This window comes from Streptomyces sp. NPDC048442, assembly GCF_040651475.1.
Taxonomy (GTDB): Bacteria; Actinomycetota; Actinomycetes; order Streptomycetales; family Streptomycetaceae; genus Streptomyces.
Genome location: NZ_JBEZKB010000014.1, coordinates 38749 through 54596 on the forward strand (window position 1 = coordinate 38749; position 15848 = coordinate 54596).

Annotated in this window: 11 protein-coding genes and 4 pseudogenes; 7 read left to right on the top strand and 8 right to left on the bottom strand. The window is 69.1% G+C overall.

The window, feature by feature from the left end:
* Window positions 1-93: 93 nt before the first annotated feature.
* Both AB0D18_RS21620 and AB0D18_RS21625 read left to right on the top strand, forming a co-directional pair.
* The gene (locus AB0D18_RS21620) at window positions 94-828 is read left to right on the top strand and encodes a trypsin-like serine protease (RefSeq protein WP_362420808.1); all 735 of its coding nucleotides are present in this window, start codon (window positions 94-96) and stop codon (window positions 826-828) included.
* Window positions 829-1069: 241 nt separating this feature from the next.
* The gene (locus tag AB0D18_RS21625) at window positions 1070-4042 is read left to right on the top strand and encodes an AAA family ATPase (protein WP_362420811.1); all 2973 of its coding nucleotides are present in this window, start codon (window positions 1070-1072) and stop codon (window positions 4040-4042) included.
* A gap of 352 nt (window positions 4043-4394) precedes the next feature.
* Here the strand turns inward: AB0D18_RS21625 and AB0D18_RS21630 are convergent.
* Window positions 4395-4555 (bottom strand): annotated as a pseudogene (locus tag AB0D18_RS21630) (transposase); the annotation flags it as partial.
* Between the two features lie 79 nt (window positions 4556-4634).
* Between AB0D18_RS21630 and AB0D18_RS21635 the strand changes: the two are divergent.
* Window positions 4635-5234 (top strand): GNAT family protein, encoded by a 600-nt coding sequence (locus AB0D18_RS21635; RefSeq protein ID WP_362420814.1) that lies wholly within the window; start codon window positions 4635-4637, stop codon window positions 5232-5234.
* A 228-nt stretch (window positions 5235-5462) separates the two neighbouring features.
* Here the strand turns inward: AB0D18_RS21635 and AB0D18_RS21640 are convergent, their stop codons facing one another.
* The 3 genes from AB0D18_RS21640 to AB0D18_RS21650 form a co-directional block, all read right to left on the bottom strand.
* Window positions 5463-5771, bottom strand: coding sequence for a hypothetical protein (locus tag AB0D18_RS21640; RefSeq protein ID WP_362420817.1), 309 nt, complete (start codon window positions 5769-5771; stop codon window positions 5463-5465).
* A 719-nt stretch (window positions 5772-6490) separates the two neighbouring features.
* A complete protein-coding gene (locus AB0D18_RS21645; RefSeq protein ID WP_362420820.1) occupies window positions 6491-6973 on the bottom strand; it encodes an LPXTG cell wall anchor domain-containing protein in 483 nt (160 codons plus the stop codon).
* 36 nt (window positions 6974-7009) lie between these two features.
* A complete protein-coding gene (locus AB0D18_RS21650; RefSeq protein ID WP_362420823.1) occupies window positions 7010-7873 on the bottom strand; it encodes a hypothetical protein in 864 nt (287 codons plus the stop codon).
* Window positions 7874-8566: 693 nt separating this feature from the next.
* On the opposite strand from AB0D18_RS21650, the pseudogene AB0D18_RS21655 reads away from it, so the two are divergent.
* Window positions 8567-8711: pseudogene (locus AB0D18_RS21655) on the top strand (IS5/IS1182 family transposase); the annotation flags it as partial.
* A gap of 585 nt (window positions 8712-9296) precedes the next feature.
* Here the strand turns inward: AB0D18_RS21655 and AB0D18_RS21660 are convergent.
* Window positions 9297-10058: a maleylpyruvate isomerase family mycothiol-dependent enzyme gene (locus AB0D18_RS21660; protein ID WP_362420826.1), complete on the bottom strand. Its 762-nt coding sequence runs from the start codon at window positions 10056-10058 to the stop codon at window positions 9297-9299.
* Between the two features lie 276 nt (window positions 10059-10334).
* Between AB0D18_RS21660 and AB0D18_RS21665 the strand changes: the two are divergent.
* Window positions 10335-10505, top strand: a pseudogene (locus tag AB0D18_RS21665) (IS5/IS1182 family transposase); the annotation flags it as partial.
* A gap of 96 nt (window positions 10506-10601) precedes the next feature.
* Here AB0D18_RS21665 and AB0D18_RS21670 read toward each other — a convergent pair.
* Window positions 10602-10991, bottom strand: a complete 390-nt coding sequence (locus AB0D18_RS21670) for an SH3 domain-containing protein (protein WP_362421158.1) — start codon at window positions 10989-10991, stop codon at window positions 10602-10604.
* A gap of 1392 nt (window positions 10992-12383) precedes the next feature.
* Between AB0D18_RS21670 and AB0D18_RS21675 the strand changes: the two genes are divergently transcribed.
* Together AB0D18_RS21675 and AB0D18_RS21680 are read left to right on the top strand one after the other, a co-directional pair.
* The gene (locus tag AB0D18_RS21675) at window positions 12384-12764 is read left to right on the top strand and encodes a hypothetical protein (RefSeq protein WP_362420829.1); all 381 of its coding nucleotides are present in this window, start codon (window positions 12384-12386) and stop codon (window positions 12762-12764) included.
* Between the two features lie 443 nt (window positions 12765-13207).
* Window positions 13208-14272 (top strand): annotated as a pseudogene (locus tag AB0D18_RS21680) (glycoside hydrolase family 43 protein); the annotation flags it as partial.
* 86 nt (window positions 14273-14358) lie between these two features.
* Here AB0D18_RS21680 and AB0D18_RS21685 read toward each other — a convergent pair.
* On the bottom strand, window positions 14359-14640 hold the full coding sequence (locus AB0D18_RS21685) for a hypothetical protein (RefSeq protein ID WP_362420832.1): 282 nt from the start codon (window positions 14638-14640) through the stop codon (window positions 14359-14361).
* A gap of 103 nt (window positions 14641-14743) precedes the next feature.
* Window positions 14744-15793 carry a methyltransferase gene (locus AB0D18_RS21690; RefSeq protein ID WP_362420835.1) on the bottom strand — a complete coding sequence of 350 codons (1050 nt, stop codon included), beginning with the start codon at window positions 15791-15793 and terminating at the stop codon, window positions 14744-14746.
* Window positions 15794-15848 lie beyond the last annotated feature (55 nt).

The following is a 15848-nucleotide window of genomic DNA, read 5'->3' on the forward strand; positions in this document are numbered from 1 at the left end:
ACTGCGGAAATTGGCCTCTTCGCGGAACCAACTCCCCTTGGGGGCTGTCTGACCGTCCGTACAGCTGAGCCCCGATGAATGGAGTTGTTCCGGATGGTGCGTCGCGTGCGTGCACTGCTATTGACTGCCCTCCTGATGGTGACGGGGCTGGTCGTGTCGTCCACTCCGGCTTCCGCGGTCATCGGCGGATCGAAGAGCACATACGGCCCGTGGGCAGTGCGGATGCTCCTCGACGGCCAGCCGGCCTGCACCGGGACCGCCGTCAGCGATCAGTGGATCCTGACCGCCGCGCACTGCTTCTTCGAGCAGGGACAGCCGATCGCCGACAAGCGGATCGCCTTCAAGGTCGGCAATCTCGACATGCGCAAGGGCACCACCGTCCGCCCGGTGCCCGGCAAGCGTGCGGACAGCGCGCGGGCCGACATGATGCTCGTCAAGGTGCCGCCGATGAAGATCCGCACCGCGCGCCCGGCGACCACCGGCGTCCGCGCCGGACAGGCCGTCCGCCAGTACGGCTGGGGCGCCACCTGCGAAAATGACGAGGGCACGTGCCAGTCCCCCGTGCTCAAGCAGTCGGACCTGAAGGTGGTACGTTCCGGCGACCCCCGGTGCGCGCGCAGCACCGGTCCCAGCGGCACGGACTTCTGCATGCAGAAGGTGTCCGGGATTCCCGCCGGGGGCGACTCGGGCGGCCCGGTGATGAGCATCGCCCCGCAGGGCGAGGAAGTCCTCCTCGGCGTCTTCAACGGCTCCGACCGGGAGGAGTTCGCCGAGGCCGGGGAGATCTTCCAGGAGCTCGCCTGGATCCGCCGCGTAACGGGCCAGTAGCCCGCGAGGCACGAGGTACGACCGCGGCGAGAACAGCGCGAAGACTCTCTCGCCACGCACAGCAAGCCCGCTGTCGGTCTGTCAGCCTGTCAGCGGCTGTCATCGCGGCGCCCGTCCCCGGGGGCGGGCGCTCGTACACGACGGTCTCCGCGGTCCGAGCCGTTCGTGCGGATCGTGCGGATCGTGCCATTCCCCAGGTTCTGCAAGAGGGGGTACTGGTACGGCGTGCTTGGATGGACCTGTGGCCCAGATAATCGATACACCGTTCGTCGGCCGGGCAAACGAACTCACCCGTCTCACCGGCGTGCTGGAGCGGGCCGTGGCCGGCGACCCGCGCGTCGTCCTCGTGGCCGGGGACGCCGGTGTCGGCAAGACCCGCACATTGACCGTGGCCGCGGCGCACGCCGCCACCACGGGCATGACCGTACTGACCGGCCACTGCGTGGACCTCGGGGACGTCGGCCTGCCCTATCTCCCGTTCACGGAGATCCTCGGCGCAGCCGCCGCCGACGAACGGCTCGCCCCGGCCTTCGCCGCGTACCCCGCGGTGCAGCGCCTGATGGGCACCGCAGCGGGGGCAGGTCCCGTGCCCGACGCCGGCGGCCGCCTCCAGCTTTTCGAGGGTATCGCCGGCCTCCTCGCGGACCTGACGATCCTGACTCCGCTTCTCCTGGTCATCGAGGATCTCCACTGGGCGGACCAGTCGTCCCGTGACCTGCTCCGCTTTCTGCTGAGCCGGGGTGTCCTGCAACGACCCACGCCCAGCGGGCAGCCCCACCGGCTCGCGCTCTTCGCCTCGTACCGCACGGACGACCTGCACCGCCGTCACCCGCTGCGGCCTCTGCTCGCCGAGCTGGTCAGGCTGCCCGCCGTCGACCGGCTGGAACTGCGCCCGCTGGCCGACGCGGACGTGGCCCGGCTCGTGTACGCGCAACGCACGGGCCCCGTCTCCGACAGTGCGGTCCGCCGCATCGTCGACCGCGCCGAGGGCAACGCCTTCTACGCCGAGGAGTTGCTCGCCGCGCTGCCCGAGGGCGACGAGGGAGCGGACTCGGCCATGCCCAGCGGCCTGGCCGACGTCCTGCTCATCCGGATCGAGCAGCTGTCCGAGACTGCCCAGCAGGTCCTGCGCACGGCGGCTGTGGCAGGGCGGCGGGTAGGACACGACCTGCTGCGCGACGCCGTGCAACTGCCGCAGGAGGAGCTGGAATCGGCGCTGCGCGAGGCAGTGGGTCACCAACTGCTGGTGACCGACGACGCCGCGACGTACTCCTTCCGGCACGCCCTCACCCGCGAGGCCGTGTACGCGGATCTGTTGCCCGGCGAACGGGTCAGACTGCACGGGGTGTTCGCTGCGATCCTCGCCGGCGAGGGCCGTTCGGCGAACAGCGCGGCGGAGCGGGCCCATCACTCACGCGCGAGCCACGACCTGGCCGACGCGCTGGCAGCCTCCCTCGAAGCCGCCGACCACGCCCAGCACCTCCGTGCACCTGCCGAAGAACTGCGCCACCTGGAGGCCGCGCTCGAACTTCTGGCCGTGGTCGACGCGTCCGCGCACCCCGAGCACAGCGACCCGGTCACTCTCACCCTGCGTGCCTCGGCCGCCGCCGCACACGCCGGGGATCCCCATCGCGCGGTCCAGCTCGCCCGTTCCGCGCTCGCGCGGGCCGGCTCGGAGGCCGACTCCGAACTCGCCGCCCGAGTGCGCTACACCCTCGCGGGCAACCTGATGCGGATCGACAATCTGGAGGCCGCGTTCGCGTACAGCAGCGAGGCACTCGGGCTGATCCCGGCCGAGCCGCCCTCGCGCACCTGGGTGTGGGCGGCCGCGACCCATGTCATGGCCGCCCGTTCCGTGGGCCGTGTCGAGGAAGCCGAACGCGTCGCCCGGCAGGCCCTGTACATCGCCGAGCGGCTCCGGCTGGCTGACGCCCAGGCCGATCTGGTGATTTCGCTGGTCGGTCTTGAGGCACCCAACCGGCGTACTGAGCAGGGTCGGCAACGGCTCCTCGGAGCCCGTGAGCTGGCCCGCACCGCCGGGAATCTCCAGGTGGAAATGCGGGCGCTGTACAACCTGGCGCTCGGTTGCTACGAGTGCGGCGAGATGGACCAGTGCCTGTCCTGGGTCGGCGAAGGGCTCGACCGTGCCCGCCGGGCCGGCCTCCTCTCCTCGCCGTACGCCGTGGAGTTGCACTATCTGCAGTCCCTGCTGCTCTACACGCTGGGTCGCTGGGACGAGTGCACACGGGCGGCCGCCGACGATGTCGCCCTGCTCACGGCCAAGCCAGGGTTCGCGACCGCACCCGCACTGTATGTCGCCCTGGCGCGCGGTGAGTTCGACGTGGCGGTCGGTGGCTCCCGGGCACTGCTGGACGGCCCTCCGGACTGGATGGCCTCGCTCGTCGCGAGCATCGTGCTCATCGACGCCGCGGCGCTGCGTGGCGATGCCGAGGACTGTGTACGGCAGTTGAGCGCCGCGGTCGACGCACTCACGGAGGGCACGCCTACCGACAGGCCCGACGCCGTGGTCCGGCTGGCCGCGCTCGGCCTGTCGGCCGTCGCGGACGCGGCGGAGGAGTCCCGCCTGGCCGGTGACGTGCCGAGCACCAGTCGCTGGACGGACACTGCGGCCGAGCTCGTAGAGCTGGCCCGGACCACGGCGGCCCACGAGGACGGCACTGAGCAGGGACCCGAGGGCCTGGCCTGGCTGGCCCGCGCCCAGGCCGAGGGAGTGCGCGCCGCCACCGGCCCGGATGTCGCCGCCTGGGAGCGGGCCGTGACAGCGTTCGGCTACGGCGAACCATACGAACTCGCCCGGTGCCGAAGGCGGCTCGCGGAGGCCCTGCTCACCGCCGGCCGCCGGAACGAAGCGGCCGAGCAGGCGTATGCGGCCCGGGACACGGCCGTGCAGCTCGGCGCCGTACCGCTGCGGGAGGCGCTCGATGCCTTGGTACGACGCGGCCGTCTCGCCGACGCGCCGGCCGCCGGGGAGCGGATCTCCGACCTGACCACCCGGGAGAGCGAGGTACTGCGGCTGCTCGGCCGGGGGCGCACCAACCGTCAGATCGGCGAAGAGTTGTACATCAGTGGCAAGACGGCAAGCGTCCATGTCTCCCACATCCTCGCCAAGTTGGGTGCCGCGAGCCGTACCGAAGCCGTCGGCATCGCATACCGCGAGGGCCTGATCGAGCCGGAGACAAGCGTGTCGGGCTGAACAGCCAGTGCGCGATGCCCGATACAGGTATGACCAGGTGCGGATCGCCTTCGACGGAACCGCTGAAGCATGGCCGTACGCGGGGGCCAGTAAGCGCCGCACCAGGCAAACAGGCTTGTTGGCCGCAGTTTCGTGTGGGGACGCATCCCCGACCCGCTCCTGCTTCAAGGCGAAGCCAGACGCGCGGCCATGGCTCTGCGTCTGGCCGCACTCAAACAGATCATGGCGCTGCGCTTCCATCGATCCGCTCCGCTTGAGCGGGCGGCAGAGACCGAGTTGCATGCAACCGCCTCGTGGAACCTTCTGGTCGCCTTCGCTCAGGTCTGGCACGACCGCACAGAGTTTCCCTCCAACGTATCGAGGACCCGGAACGGAGGGTCGTGGGGGCGAGCCCCGCGTAGGCGGCGAGGTGGCCGGCAGTCGGGAAGGTACTGCCGTCACCGACCTCGGTGAGGATCCGTGCGCCGGTCCTGACGCCGCTCCCCGCATCGACCTCAGGACCCTCGAAAGAGGGCGGGCCCCCACCTCCCGCATATTGCACTAGAGCAATAAGGTCTTGAATCTAGATCAATCCTTGGTTACGTTACGGATCATGCCCGCAAAGACTCCGCAGCCCCTCACGCTCACCGGCCGCCACGTGCGCCTCGAACCGCTGACCGAGCATCACCTCGGCGACCTCTTCCTGGCGGGCGGCCAGGACGAGGAGGTCTGGCGGTGGCAGGGCGGCCCCGCCCCGCAGACCGAGGACGAGCTGGCACAGCAGCTCCGCGCCGTGCTGGAGGAGGCCGGGCGCGGGGAGTCCGTCGCGTTCGCGGTCATCCACCTGGAAAGCGGCCGGGCCGTCGGCTGGACCACGTACAGGGACATCGCCGTGGAGGACGAACGGCTGGAGATCGGCTGGACCTGGTACGGACGCGCGTACTGGCGCACCGCCGTCAACACGGAGTGCAAGCTCCTCCTGCTCGGCCACGCCTTCGAGGACCTCGGCATGGGACGAGTGCAGCTCAAGACGGACCACATGAACGAACGCTCCCAGGCCGCCATCGCCCGCCTCGGCGCCCAGCGCGAGGGCACGCTGCGGCGCCACCGCCGCCGCCCGGACGGCACGTGGCGCGATTCCGTCTACTTCTCGCTGCTCGCCGACGAATGGCCCGGAGCGAAGGCACGCCTTACCGCACGGATCCGGCCGTGACCGGACCGGATCGTTGCCCTACAAGGACTGGTTTCTGATCCCGTGGCACCTGAGCCGGCGGGGCAGACAGTCGCAGGCGGCAGCTGGACCGCACGGCACCGCCAGTACGAACCGAGAGAAGGGGGCGCGTGAAGCGCCCTGCAGTCCACGACGTGAGTGGCCGCGAGTGCGTACCTCTACGCCGTGGCTGGCCAGGTGCTCAGTTCGAACGCTTCTCACGGCTCAGCTTCAGGCCAGTGCCGCCCACAGCAGCAGCGCAAACAGGAGGGGCAGAAACACGCACCCGAGCGCGAGCGAAGCCGCCACTGTGCGGTACGTCCGCACGGACCGGCGGTGGGGCAGGGCCCAGGCGAGGGCAAGAAGGGACAGGGCCCCATAGATCACGAATCCGTATTGGCCCATGCCGTCGTGGGCCCGGATCACGCTGTACTCCATCGCGAGCAGCGGAAGACCCAGCACAGAGGCCACGAGGGGCGCCTTCCACCAGGTCTTGTGGAAGGCAGGGAGCCGCGTCACATGGTTCTGCGTCGTCTTCATGGGCCCCACCCCATCAACATCGGCAGCCCCGCTGCATCCGTACTCCTACTCATCTGTCTGCCCGACCTCGCACCCCCGGCGCCCCGGCTGCATTCCCCAACCTTCCGCCAAAGTTGGGGGGCATTGTCGTCGAGGCCGCCCGCACGATCCGCGCGGGACGAGCGGGGGTGTGGGACTGTGCCGAGACACGTGGGCGCGGAGTTACTGAAGAGCTCGGGTCGCACCGAAGAGGCACTCTCCCTGGTGCGTGCGCAGCCGGCAGGCTGGTGCGTGCGCAGCCGGCAGGGCAACGACCGGCCAGCGGCGCCGGTGGAGGCCCGGCTGCTCGTAGCCCGTGGCTTTGCGGGCGCCGCACTGGTTGTGCGCCGCCGAAGCCCAGTGCCCGGGTGCCCCTGGTGTGGGGGCGGTCGCGGTCCTGGTCGTTGTGGCGCCGGGCAAGCCGGTCACGCTCGCCCGGTACGGGGACGCCCGTGCCTGCCTCCAGGGCCCGGACGGCGGGGAGCCCGTACTGCTGCCCCGCGACCACAATCTGCGGCGGCAGGCCCCGGACGCGAACCGCCGGGACGTTCCCGAGGACTGGCGGCACGGCGTGACATCCAGTCCTCGGGGACCCCCATGCGAACCCGGAGATCAGGGAACGGCAACTCGGGCGTGTGCAGCAACCGTGCCAGTAGCTCGGCTCAGGCCCGGTCAAGCCTGCTGGCTCGGCTCAGGCCAGGTCAGGCCTGCTGGCTCGCCTTCCGGCGGCGTACGACGACCATCGCGCCCGCACCGAGTACGATCGCCGCGCCCGCCGCGAGGGCGACCTGCGTGGTGCCCGAGGAACCCGTCGCGGCGAGGTTTCCCGCGTCGGTGGTGACCGGCGTGGTGTGGGCATTGCCCTGCGGGACCGGCACGTTGGAGGCGTCCGTGACCGGGGTGGGCTTGGAGTCCGGGACCTGTCCGGGGTTGCTGCCCACGGCGAGGATCGAGAACTGATAATCCTTCAGCTCGTTGCCACCGCAGGAGCCGTCCTCGTTGAAGTATTCTCCGGCCGCGAAGGCGATGCCGTCGGCGGCCGGGGCCTTCTTGTCGACCGTGAGGCGCAGCTTCAGGTCGGCGGACTTACCGGCGTCCAGGTTGGTGACGGTGCCCGCGTACTCGGCCTCCTTGACGTCCTTCCAGTCGGAGGAGCCGGCGGCTGCGGCCTGCAGGTGCAGCATGCCGCTGATGTCGTTGAAGTCGCTCTTGCTGCCGCCTTAGACCACGGCGAACGGCTTGACCTCGTCGATCTTCTTGCCCGTGCCGTTGGTGACGCGCAGGGTGAAGTTCACCGTCGTACCGGCGACGACCTTGGACGGCAGGCCGACCAGCGCGGTGCTGAGCTTCGCGTCGACCTTGCAGTCATCGTCGACGGGCGGCTTGGTCGGGTCGACCGGAGGCTTCGTGGGGTCCACCGGGGGCTTGGTGGGGTCGACCGGAGGCTTCGTCGGGTCCGGAATACCGGCCTGCGCCTTGGCCTTGTCGTACGCCTTGACCGCGTCGTCGTACGTCTTCTTCGCCTTGGTCACCTCGCCGGCCGCGGTGTCGGCTTTCATCTTGGCGTCCATGTACCCCTTGTAGAGGCCGCCTTCGGTGAACGCGAGGGTCCGCTTCGCTTCCATCTCGGCCTTGGCGGCGAGGTCGGCCTTCCCCTGCGCCTTCGTGACGGCATCCTTGGCCTTGATGACATCCGCCTCGGGGGCGTCCGCGGGCAGCTTGGCCAGATCCTCCTGGGCCGTCTTCAGCACCGCGTCTGCCGCGTCCGACGCGGCTTCCGCGTCCTTGGCCTCCTTCTTCAGTTCGGCCAGATGCTTCCGCGCGGGGCTGTCGTCCTTCAGGTAGTCGTCGGCGTACTTCTGCGCCGCCGCATGCTTGGTGACGGCGGTGTCGTACGCCGTCTTCGCCTCGTCGGCGGCCTTCTTGAGCTTCTCCAGCTCGGCCGGGGTCGGCTTCGGCTTCTGGTCCTGCGCCTGACCGGCCGGCACCGTGTCCGCGGCGAACGCGGAGGTGGCCGACAGGAGCAGCACGGGCGTGGTGACGGCGGCGGCAACGGCCGTCGCGAGCATGCGGCGTATCTTCACGCGGGCCCTTTTCTGGGAAGGGGGTCTCCGGTCGCAGAGACCCCGAGGGAAGAAGAAAGCAAGAGAGTGGGGACGCCGTTGCGGAGTGGTGTCTCACGCGGACGGCGGTTCCGTGATCGTACGACCGGGGGACGGGCCGGAGAAGGGAAAATTCGCGCCCTCCGGGGCCGCCGACCGACACGTGCCTGAACGAACGCGGTCAATTGCGACAGTTGCCCACGGGACGTGTGTTTTCTCTGTGACGTGATTCACGGGGCCGGCGTACTGCCGGGACGGCACCCTGGCCCGGCATCCAGCCTCCAGCACCCTGCTGGCCTCGCCTCGGCCACCGTGTCCCGCAGGCCGGACCGCGGGACGTCGGACCAGCGGGCCGGTCATCACGGTCACCCCCCTGGTGGGCCAACTCCCCTGCCATTGCACCCAGTTACCACCATGCCCTTCGATGCGAGGATCACGACAAGTCCGTGATCTTCGGAGGGGCGGGACGCGATGCGCGTACGCAGCACCCTGATGACCGCGGCCGCACTCACGGGCCTGCGCACACATGGTGAGGAAGTTGCCCCGCGCCCCCAAGGCCCGCGTGCGGGTGCCGCCTGCGCGGCGGTTATGGGTATGCGTGGAAGGCACAGCCGGTGGCAGAAGAGTCCCGCGCCGGGTACGAGCGGACCAAGTTCAAGGTGGGTGCCCGAGCCGCGTCGCGAGTGGGCGGACCCCGTACGCCAGGGCCGGCCGTGGCGGCTGCCGCTGGAGGACCGGGTGCTACTGGTGACCGCGTACTGGCACGAACCTGGCCTTGCACCAACTCGCCCCGCCGCTCGGCGTGGCGAGCGCATCGGCGACAGCAGCGACTGGCCGCCGCACACGGCGAGATCCCGCGCTTGAACGCGTGATCCAATCGAATGACCCGGGTACGACGGGAGCCTGCCGATACGCACCACGGTCGTCGGCCCCGGAAACCCGGGAGCGTCCTCAAAGAGCAAATCGGCATCGATGAGAACCGGCGTCTGTGCACGGATCAGCGGCTGACGCACCACATCCCAGGCCTCCCGGCCCGAAGCCGAGATGCTGATCATCTGCAGGGCCGGAGACCATGGGATTCCGACACCGACACCGACGCAGCAGAGGGCAACGCACTGCAACAGGCCCTGTCTGACGTGTGGTTGGCAATGCGACACGGTCGTTGAGCAGCAACTACGTGGTCATCTCGGATGTCCGGGGGCGTGGGCAGCTCCCTGCTGGGCCCGTCGGCCGGCCTCCGGGCCGTGCATTCGCGCTGTACGACGGGTACAACTACGCGTGGCGCGCACATTTCCACCCGCAGCGGTTCGTCCCACCGGCCGCGCGTGCCGGCAGTTGTCCGAGGCTCCGTGTACGGCGCCCTCGCCGTGCGCTTCCTCGGCCGTCCGCCGGCGGTAATGACTGGCTACTCCTCGGGCTCCCAGGCGATCAGCTGCTCGAACACCTGCGGGTCGCCCTCGATCTTCAGGTCGCTCAGCGTGAGGCGGCCCCAGACGAAGAGGAGCAGTTGCTCGGCCGTGCCCGTGGCCGAAGCGGAGGCGGGCGCGGCGTCGTCCGTGAGGGGTGCGGGCCAGGCGCCGGTGCCGTCCAGCGCGAGGAGCCAGGAGCGGCCCTCGGTGGCGTGGTAGTGGATGGTGGCGGCCTCGTGCGGCCAGGCCGCCGGGGTGGAGTTGCAGGTGTCGAGGAACTCGGTCACGCCGTCGATCGCGACGTCCACCGGCATCGGCTGCACGGCGCCTGCGGCGAGCTGGGCGTCGTAGGTGTGCACCATCACCTCGTGCACCCGGCGCCGGGCAACACCCCAGGCATTCGCCGGCGACACGCCGGCGCCCCACCACGCCCAGCACTCGCGCGCCGGGCCGGCCTCGCGCAGCGTACTCAGCAGCAGCTCGTTCGACTCGGCGTACCAGGCCAGCAGCGCCTCCAGCTCGCGCGGCGCCTGCCCGGCATCCTTGGCCGGCGGAGCCTCGGCCGGGCCCGCGGCGACGATCGCGGCCCACCAGCGCTGGCCCGTACCCAAGTGCTGCACCAGATCGAACAGCGTCCACTCGGGGCAGGACGGCACCGGCGCATCAAGGCTGGGCGCGGCGGCAACCGCACTCCGGAACGCGGCCGACCGCTCGTCGATCAGTTGCAGCAGGGCGGGAAACTCAAGACTCTTTGTCACATCGCTTACCTATCACCCCGGCTCAGCCGGCCGCACCCTATTTTCCAGGCTGTCAGCTGGGACAGTCGGAGCACCTGACAGAAAGCCTGGTCGTGGCCATATCCCGTTCCTGGCTTGCTTGTTGAACGAGTTCTGGGGAAGGGGAACGGTCCTCCGTGGAGGGTGCCGGATGACCTGTGGGGCGGATCGAGCCGTTGCTGCCGGTCAGGCAGCGGCGTCCGCGCCATCCGGCCGTCTGCCACTGGACGACCGTGGTCGGGGCATCCTGTTCGTGCTGCCGACCGGGGCTACGACTTCGACACGTAGCGTCGGCTCCTGTGGAAGCGCGGCATCAAGCCGGTCATCGCCCGACGCGGAGTTCCGCACGGCTCCGGTCCGGGCTCGGTCCGCCGGCTGGTCGAGCGGACGAACGCGTGGATCCACGGCTTCCGACGGCTACGGATCCGCTTGTCCACTCCGGACCTGCAGTCTGCGAACAGCCGCGCCAGCCGCTCCTTGTACCGGGTGATGGTTCGGCCCTCCCCAGAGGCCCGGCGTTCTGGTTCAGCAGGGCTGGGTGGAGCCCTTTCCTTCCAGGTTCTTGTCGTAGATCCAGCCGCTGTACTCGTCGGCGGTGAAGCGGTTGTAGGCCCGGACATGGCTCCAGGTGTTTCCGGCACTGTTGAAGACGTAGCAGTGCAGGTAGACGTCCGAGACCCAATTGGGGCGACCCACTACGCCACAGCCTTCGTTGGGGCCGGTCCTGACCGGAGCCCCATTGAGCAGGGAGTCGCGCACATGGTCCACGCCCGAGTCCTTGTTGGACCAACGGGGATGCGCGCAGGCGGCTGCCGTGGTGGCATCTGCGACCGCGGCGGGCGCGGCGCCCAGGCCCGCTCCCATGAACAGTACGGACAGACCCACCAAAGCGGTCCGGCGCAGCGTTACGCTCATTTCGAAGCCCTTCAGAGTTCTGTGACGGTGAATCGACAGCAGTTTCCGGCAGGCAACCCTCGCTCCTCCCGCCTGGGGCAGCGCAGCCTCGCGCCCCAGGCGGCTCACTGCACACCAGAGGGCCAGTGCTGTGAAAGGACGCGGCCACTGCTGAGGAGGACGCAACCCGCAGGGAGGTTCATTTGCGCCGAGGGGCGGCCTTGTCCGCAGTTGTCAGGCCCAGTTGTCAGGCCCTGCCGGAAGAGCTCTTCGCCTCGTGGTGGTGCGCGCCGCCCGCCCCATTCTGCGACCATGCCCTCACGGTGACCTTAGTGCCTTCGGGAATACTGAGGTTGACGACCTTGCAGACACCATTGTCTCCGTCAGTGTCATATGCCTCCCAGTAGTGCCTATTGCCACCCCAGGTCGCCGTTACAGACCCTCCGGCACGCTCACCGTCCGACGAAAGGTCGCATACGCTGACGTACTCGCCGTGACTGTTGAAGCTGGTAGAGGCCACATGAGTAGTCTCATCACAGAAGAGCGCACCACAGTCCACGGCAGTGACGTTGACGTTGGTACCTGCCCACGCAGGCCCCGTACCGAGCCCAAATATGGCAGCCGAGGAAAGTCCAACCAGGATTGTGGTTCGCATTTTGTTCCGCACGATTCACCCTTCCACAAAAAGCTAGGTCCGGCCTGCAAGCGCGATCTCAATTCATGCCCAGGGGTGTTCTCCGGTAGCGAACTCACAGATGCACCCCTGGATCCCCATTACCCTTCTTGGGAATGGTGCGATCATGCACCTCAAAGTCATCGCTGTACAGCGCTTTTTCTCCATTTGAGGAACATCTGAGGTTGACTGAGAATTCCACAATGTGGAAACGGAGCTCATTTTCCTTTTTATCCCTGCAGTCGAGAGCGCTTTCAGTGAGTAAGTCCAACTCCGACCGCTTTTTAACCATCCGGCTTCGGTACGACATGACGTCACAGGAACGGCTTTTGTCGGGGATCTTTAATGGTGGGGGTTCTGGTCCTGCTGACGGTTGAGGTCGTGTGCGCCATGCCGGAGGTATGCGGCAGCCCGATGGTGGTGGGCTGACGGCCGAGGAGCGGGCCCGGAGAGAGCAAGTGCGTTTGGCTGCTGTCGGGTTGATCGAGTGCGGGGCCAGTGGGAGGCAGGGCCGGCCGCGCACGGCTGGAGCAGGACGGGAGGAGTCGGAACCGCTCTCTCCGTCTCCTCCCGTCCCCTGAGCAGGGGCACCGAAGTCCGTAGCGGTCTTGAGCTGCTGGTGGCACGGTCGGCAGAGCACTCGAACGTCGCTCGCCGTGACCTGCGCACCGAGGCCGCACCGCTCGCAGGCGAGCAGCGCGGGTGATGGGGGCGCACGGGCCGTAGTGATTCATTCCCGGATGACCGCTTCTCGTTCGCCGGTGAACGGGAAGGGCGCCGAGGTGGGGTGTGCCGAGGGCGTCCCAGGCCCGGTCGGCGAGGACGAGCAGCCGGGCGGCGAGTTCGGCCCGCCCGTCGCCGGTGGCGGCGACGGCGAACGAGTCGAGGGTCGCGGCCGTGCCGTACAGGTCTTCCAGGAGCCACTTCGCTTCAAGTGCCCTACGCAGCAGGGGTGTTGCTTCGCGGGGGCGGCCCTGGGCGATATCCAGGTTACCCAGGAGAAAATCGCCGTAGGACCCGGCCCAGAACTCGCCGATGTCCCCCGCCGGCTCCTGCAGTTGCCGCACCTTGGTACGCACCTCGTCGGCCTCGCCCCGCATCAGGTGCGCATAGCTGCTTGAGGCGAGGCACATCAGGTGGACCAGCGGCGGGCCCACGCGTTCGGCCTTCTCGTACGCCGCCGCACGGGCCGGCAGCGCCCGCTCGGTGTCGCCCTGCAGTGTCCGGGCATTGGCGTATACGTACAGGGCCCCGGGCTGCGCCCCCTCACCGAAGGCCCCGACCCCGAACCCCGAAGACACCGAAGACACCGGAGACGACGCCGTATGCCGGTGCCCCGGCGGACGCCACGGCCACCAGTTGCCACTGGAGTTCTGACAGGTTGCCAGGACCGCTCGGGAATCTCTGCGGTATTTCGACCGGATTTCCGTTCGGGATTTCGGTCACGTTCGGGATGTCGAATAGCGGGGGCATCCGGATTCACCTCTTCAATTCACGGGTCTTCACGCCGGGCTCCCGCCGAATTAGTATCGGGCGCTCATTCTCCCACCACCGAGAGGCCGTCTTGCGCCCCCGACAGTTCATACCCCTGCTTTCCTTGCTCGCCGGACTTCTCCTCGTTCCCGGCGGCGGCACCGCGCACGGTCAGGCACAGCCGGACACACCGCAGCAGCCGCAGAAGTACGCGGGCTACCTCTTCAGCTACTTCACCGGCGAGGGCACGGCCGACGGCGAGCAGATCCGCATGGCGCTCAGCCGGGGCAACGACCCCACCCGCTACCGCGAGCTGAACGGCGGCAGGCCGGTGCTCACCTCCGGGCTCGGCACCAAGGGGCTGCGCGACCCGTTCATCATCCGCTCACCGAAGGGCGACAAGTTCTACCAGATCGCCACCGACCTGCGGATGTACGGGGGAAGCGGCGGCAGTTGGGACCAGGTGCAGCGCACCGGCAGCAGGTCCATCATGGTGTGGGAGTCCACCGACCTCGTGCACTGGACCGACCAGCGCCTGGTGAAGGTCGCCCCGGACACCGCGGGCAACACCTGGGCACCCGAGGCGTTCTACGACGAGTCCCTCGGCGCGTACGTCGTCTTCTGGGCGTCGAAGGTGTACGCCGCCAACGACCCGGGCCACACGGGATCGACGTACAACAAGATGCTGTACGCGACCACCCGCGACTTCCGCACGTTCAGCGAGCCCAAGGTCTGGAACGATCCCGGTTACTCGGTCATCGACTCGACGGTGATCCGGCACAACGGCGCCTATTACCGCTTCACCAAGGACGAGCGGGACCCCGCGTCCGGCACGCCCTGCTCCAAGTTCATCACCGCAGAGAAATCGGCGAAGCTGACGGACACGTCATACGAATTCGTGGCCGACTGCATCGGAAAGGGCACGGTCGACCGGGGCGAAGGGCCCGCGGTGTTCAAGGCGAATACCTCTGCCGGCGGTGAGAAGTGGTACATGCTCATCGACGAGTTCGGCGGGCGCGGATATGTCCTCTTCGAGACGGCCGATCTCGACTCGGGCAAGTGGACCGAGTCGATGAACACCGCGCTGCCCGCGAACGCCAGGCACGGCACGGTCCTGCCGGTGACGCGGGCCGAGTACGACCGGATCCTGGCCGCCCAGTAGGCCGCCTGGGTCGCGTCAGCGGGAGGGGCGACCGCCGGGTGCTGTCCGGCGGCCGCCCCTCGGGTTGCGGACAGGAGCCGTCAGAGCTTTCCGGCGCCCGCGCCCCCGGTCACCGAGGCGACGACCGACGAAGCCGGTTCGGCGGTGTACTTGTACGGCGGGGTGGTGCCTTCGCCGAAGCCGACCGGGGAGGTCTCGGCGGCGCCCTGCTGCGGCGCGGGTCCGGCGGTGGCCAGGGTGGGCAGGGCGGTGCCGAGTCCGACGGCGGCGGCCACGGCGGCGATGGACAGCACGGCAGGGCGGCGGATGGGGGTGCGGCCGTGACCGCGGCCGTGGCTTCCGGTGCGGGTGAGGGGGTTCATCGCAGTTCCTCTTCCTGTCCCTGTGCGGCTCCATGAGGGGAACGGACCCGTGGGCCCCTCAAGGAGTCGCCACCCGAAGGCGAAGGTTGCCGCCGTACCGCTGTCAGGCCGCCTCGGCCTCGATGAGGCTGAACTCGTGCGGGGCACCCAGCGGGGTGACCGACACGACCGAGAGGCCGGCCCGGCCGCACACCTCCTCGAAGTCCGCGCGGGTGCGTTCCCTGCCGCCCACGTTCACCAGCATGTTCAGGTCGGTGAGATAGGTGAGCCTGGGGTTGTCCGGGTCGACCAGCTCGGGCAGTACGGGCTCCACGATCAGGACGCGTCCTTCGGGCGGCAGTACCGCGCGGCAGTGGCCCAGGATGGTGGCGCACTGCTCGTCGTTCCAGTCGTGCAGGATGCTCTTGATCAGATAGAGGTCGGCGCCCTCGGGGACCGATTGGAAGAAGTCCCCGGTCACCAGGGAGCACCGCTCGGTGAGCCCGAGCCTGCGCAGCCGCTCCGGGGCCTGCGCCAGCCCTTCCTCCGTGTCGTTCAGGACTCCGGTCAGCTCCGGGTACTCCTGGAGCACCGCGGTGAGAAGTGTGCCGTCGCCTCCGCCGATGTCGGCGACGTGATGGAAGCGGCCGAAGTCGTAGGCGTGCGGCAGCGCGGCGGCGGTCTCGGCGGAGGCCTGGCTCATCGCCGCGTTGAAACGCGCCGAAAGCTCCGGGCGGTCCTTGAGGTGGGCGAAGAAGCCCTTGCCGAAGACCGTGTCGAAGGTGGTGGCCCCGGTCCGTACGCCGTCGTCGAGCAGCGCCCAGCCGCGCTGCATCTCCGGCTCGGTGAACATGCCCACCATGTCCACGAGCGAGTCCGCGCGCCCCGAGTCGAGGAGGGTGCCCGCGGGCGTCGCGCGGAAGGTGCCCACGGCACGCTCCTCCAGCAGTCCCAGACTCGCCAGGGCCCGCAGCAGCCGGTACGTGGCCTGCTCGTGTGCCCCGGTCTCCGCGGCCACCTCGGTGGCGGACCGCTCCTTCTCCCCGAAAACCTCGAAGACCCGCAACCGGGTCGCCGCACGCACGGTCTGGCACACCATGCTGCCGAACAGGAGCTTCACCACGTGCCCGCGGTCCTCGATGCCGGCTGCTCGGATCTCGTCGTCGTTCGCCACAGGTATTCCCCTTCGCTCCGGACGGTACGTGCGCCACGGCACGCCGTACGGGCCG

What these genes read in the sequence shown, in the direction of transcription:
- AB0D18_RS21640 (WP_362420817.1), bottom strand. Translation starts at nt 5,771, where the DNA reads ATGAAGACGACGCAGAACCATGTGACGCGGCTCCCTGCCTTCCACAAG.
- AB0D18_RS21685 (WP_362420832.1), bottom strand. Translation starts at nt 14,640, where the DNA reads ATGAACCCCCTCACCCGCACCGGAAGCCACGGCCGCGGTCACGGCCGC.
- AB0D18_RS21675 (WP_362420829.1), top strand. Translation starts at nt 12,384, where the DNA reads ATGACCGCTTCTCGTTCGCCGGTGAACGGGAAGGGCGCCGAGGTGGGG.
- AB0D18_RS21670 (WP_362421158.1), bottom strand. Translation starts at nt 10,991, where the DNA reads ATGAGCGTAACGCTGCGCCGGACCGCTTTGGTGGGTCTGTCCGTACTG.
- AB0D18_RS21635 (WP_362420814.1), top strand. Translation starts at nt 4,635, where the DNA reads ATGCCCGCAAAGACTCCGCAGCCCCTCACGCTCACCGGCCGCCACGTG.
- AB0D18_RS21645 (WP_362420820.1), bottom strand. Translation starts at nt 6,973, where the DNA reads ATGCTGCACCTGCAGGCCGCAGCCGCCGGCTCCTCCGACTGGAAGGAC.
- AB0D18_RS21620 (WP_362420808.1), top strand. Translation starts at nt 94, where the DNA reads ATGGTGCGTCGCGTGCGTGCACTGCTATTGACTGCCCTCCTGATGGTG.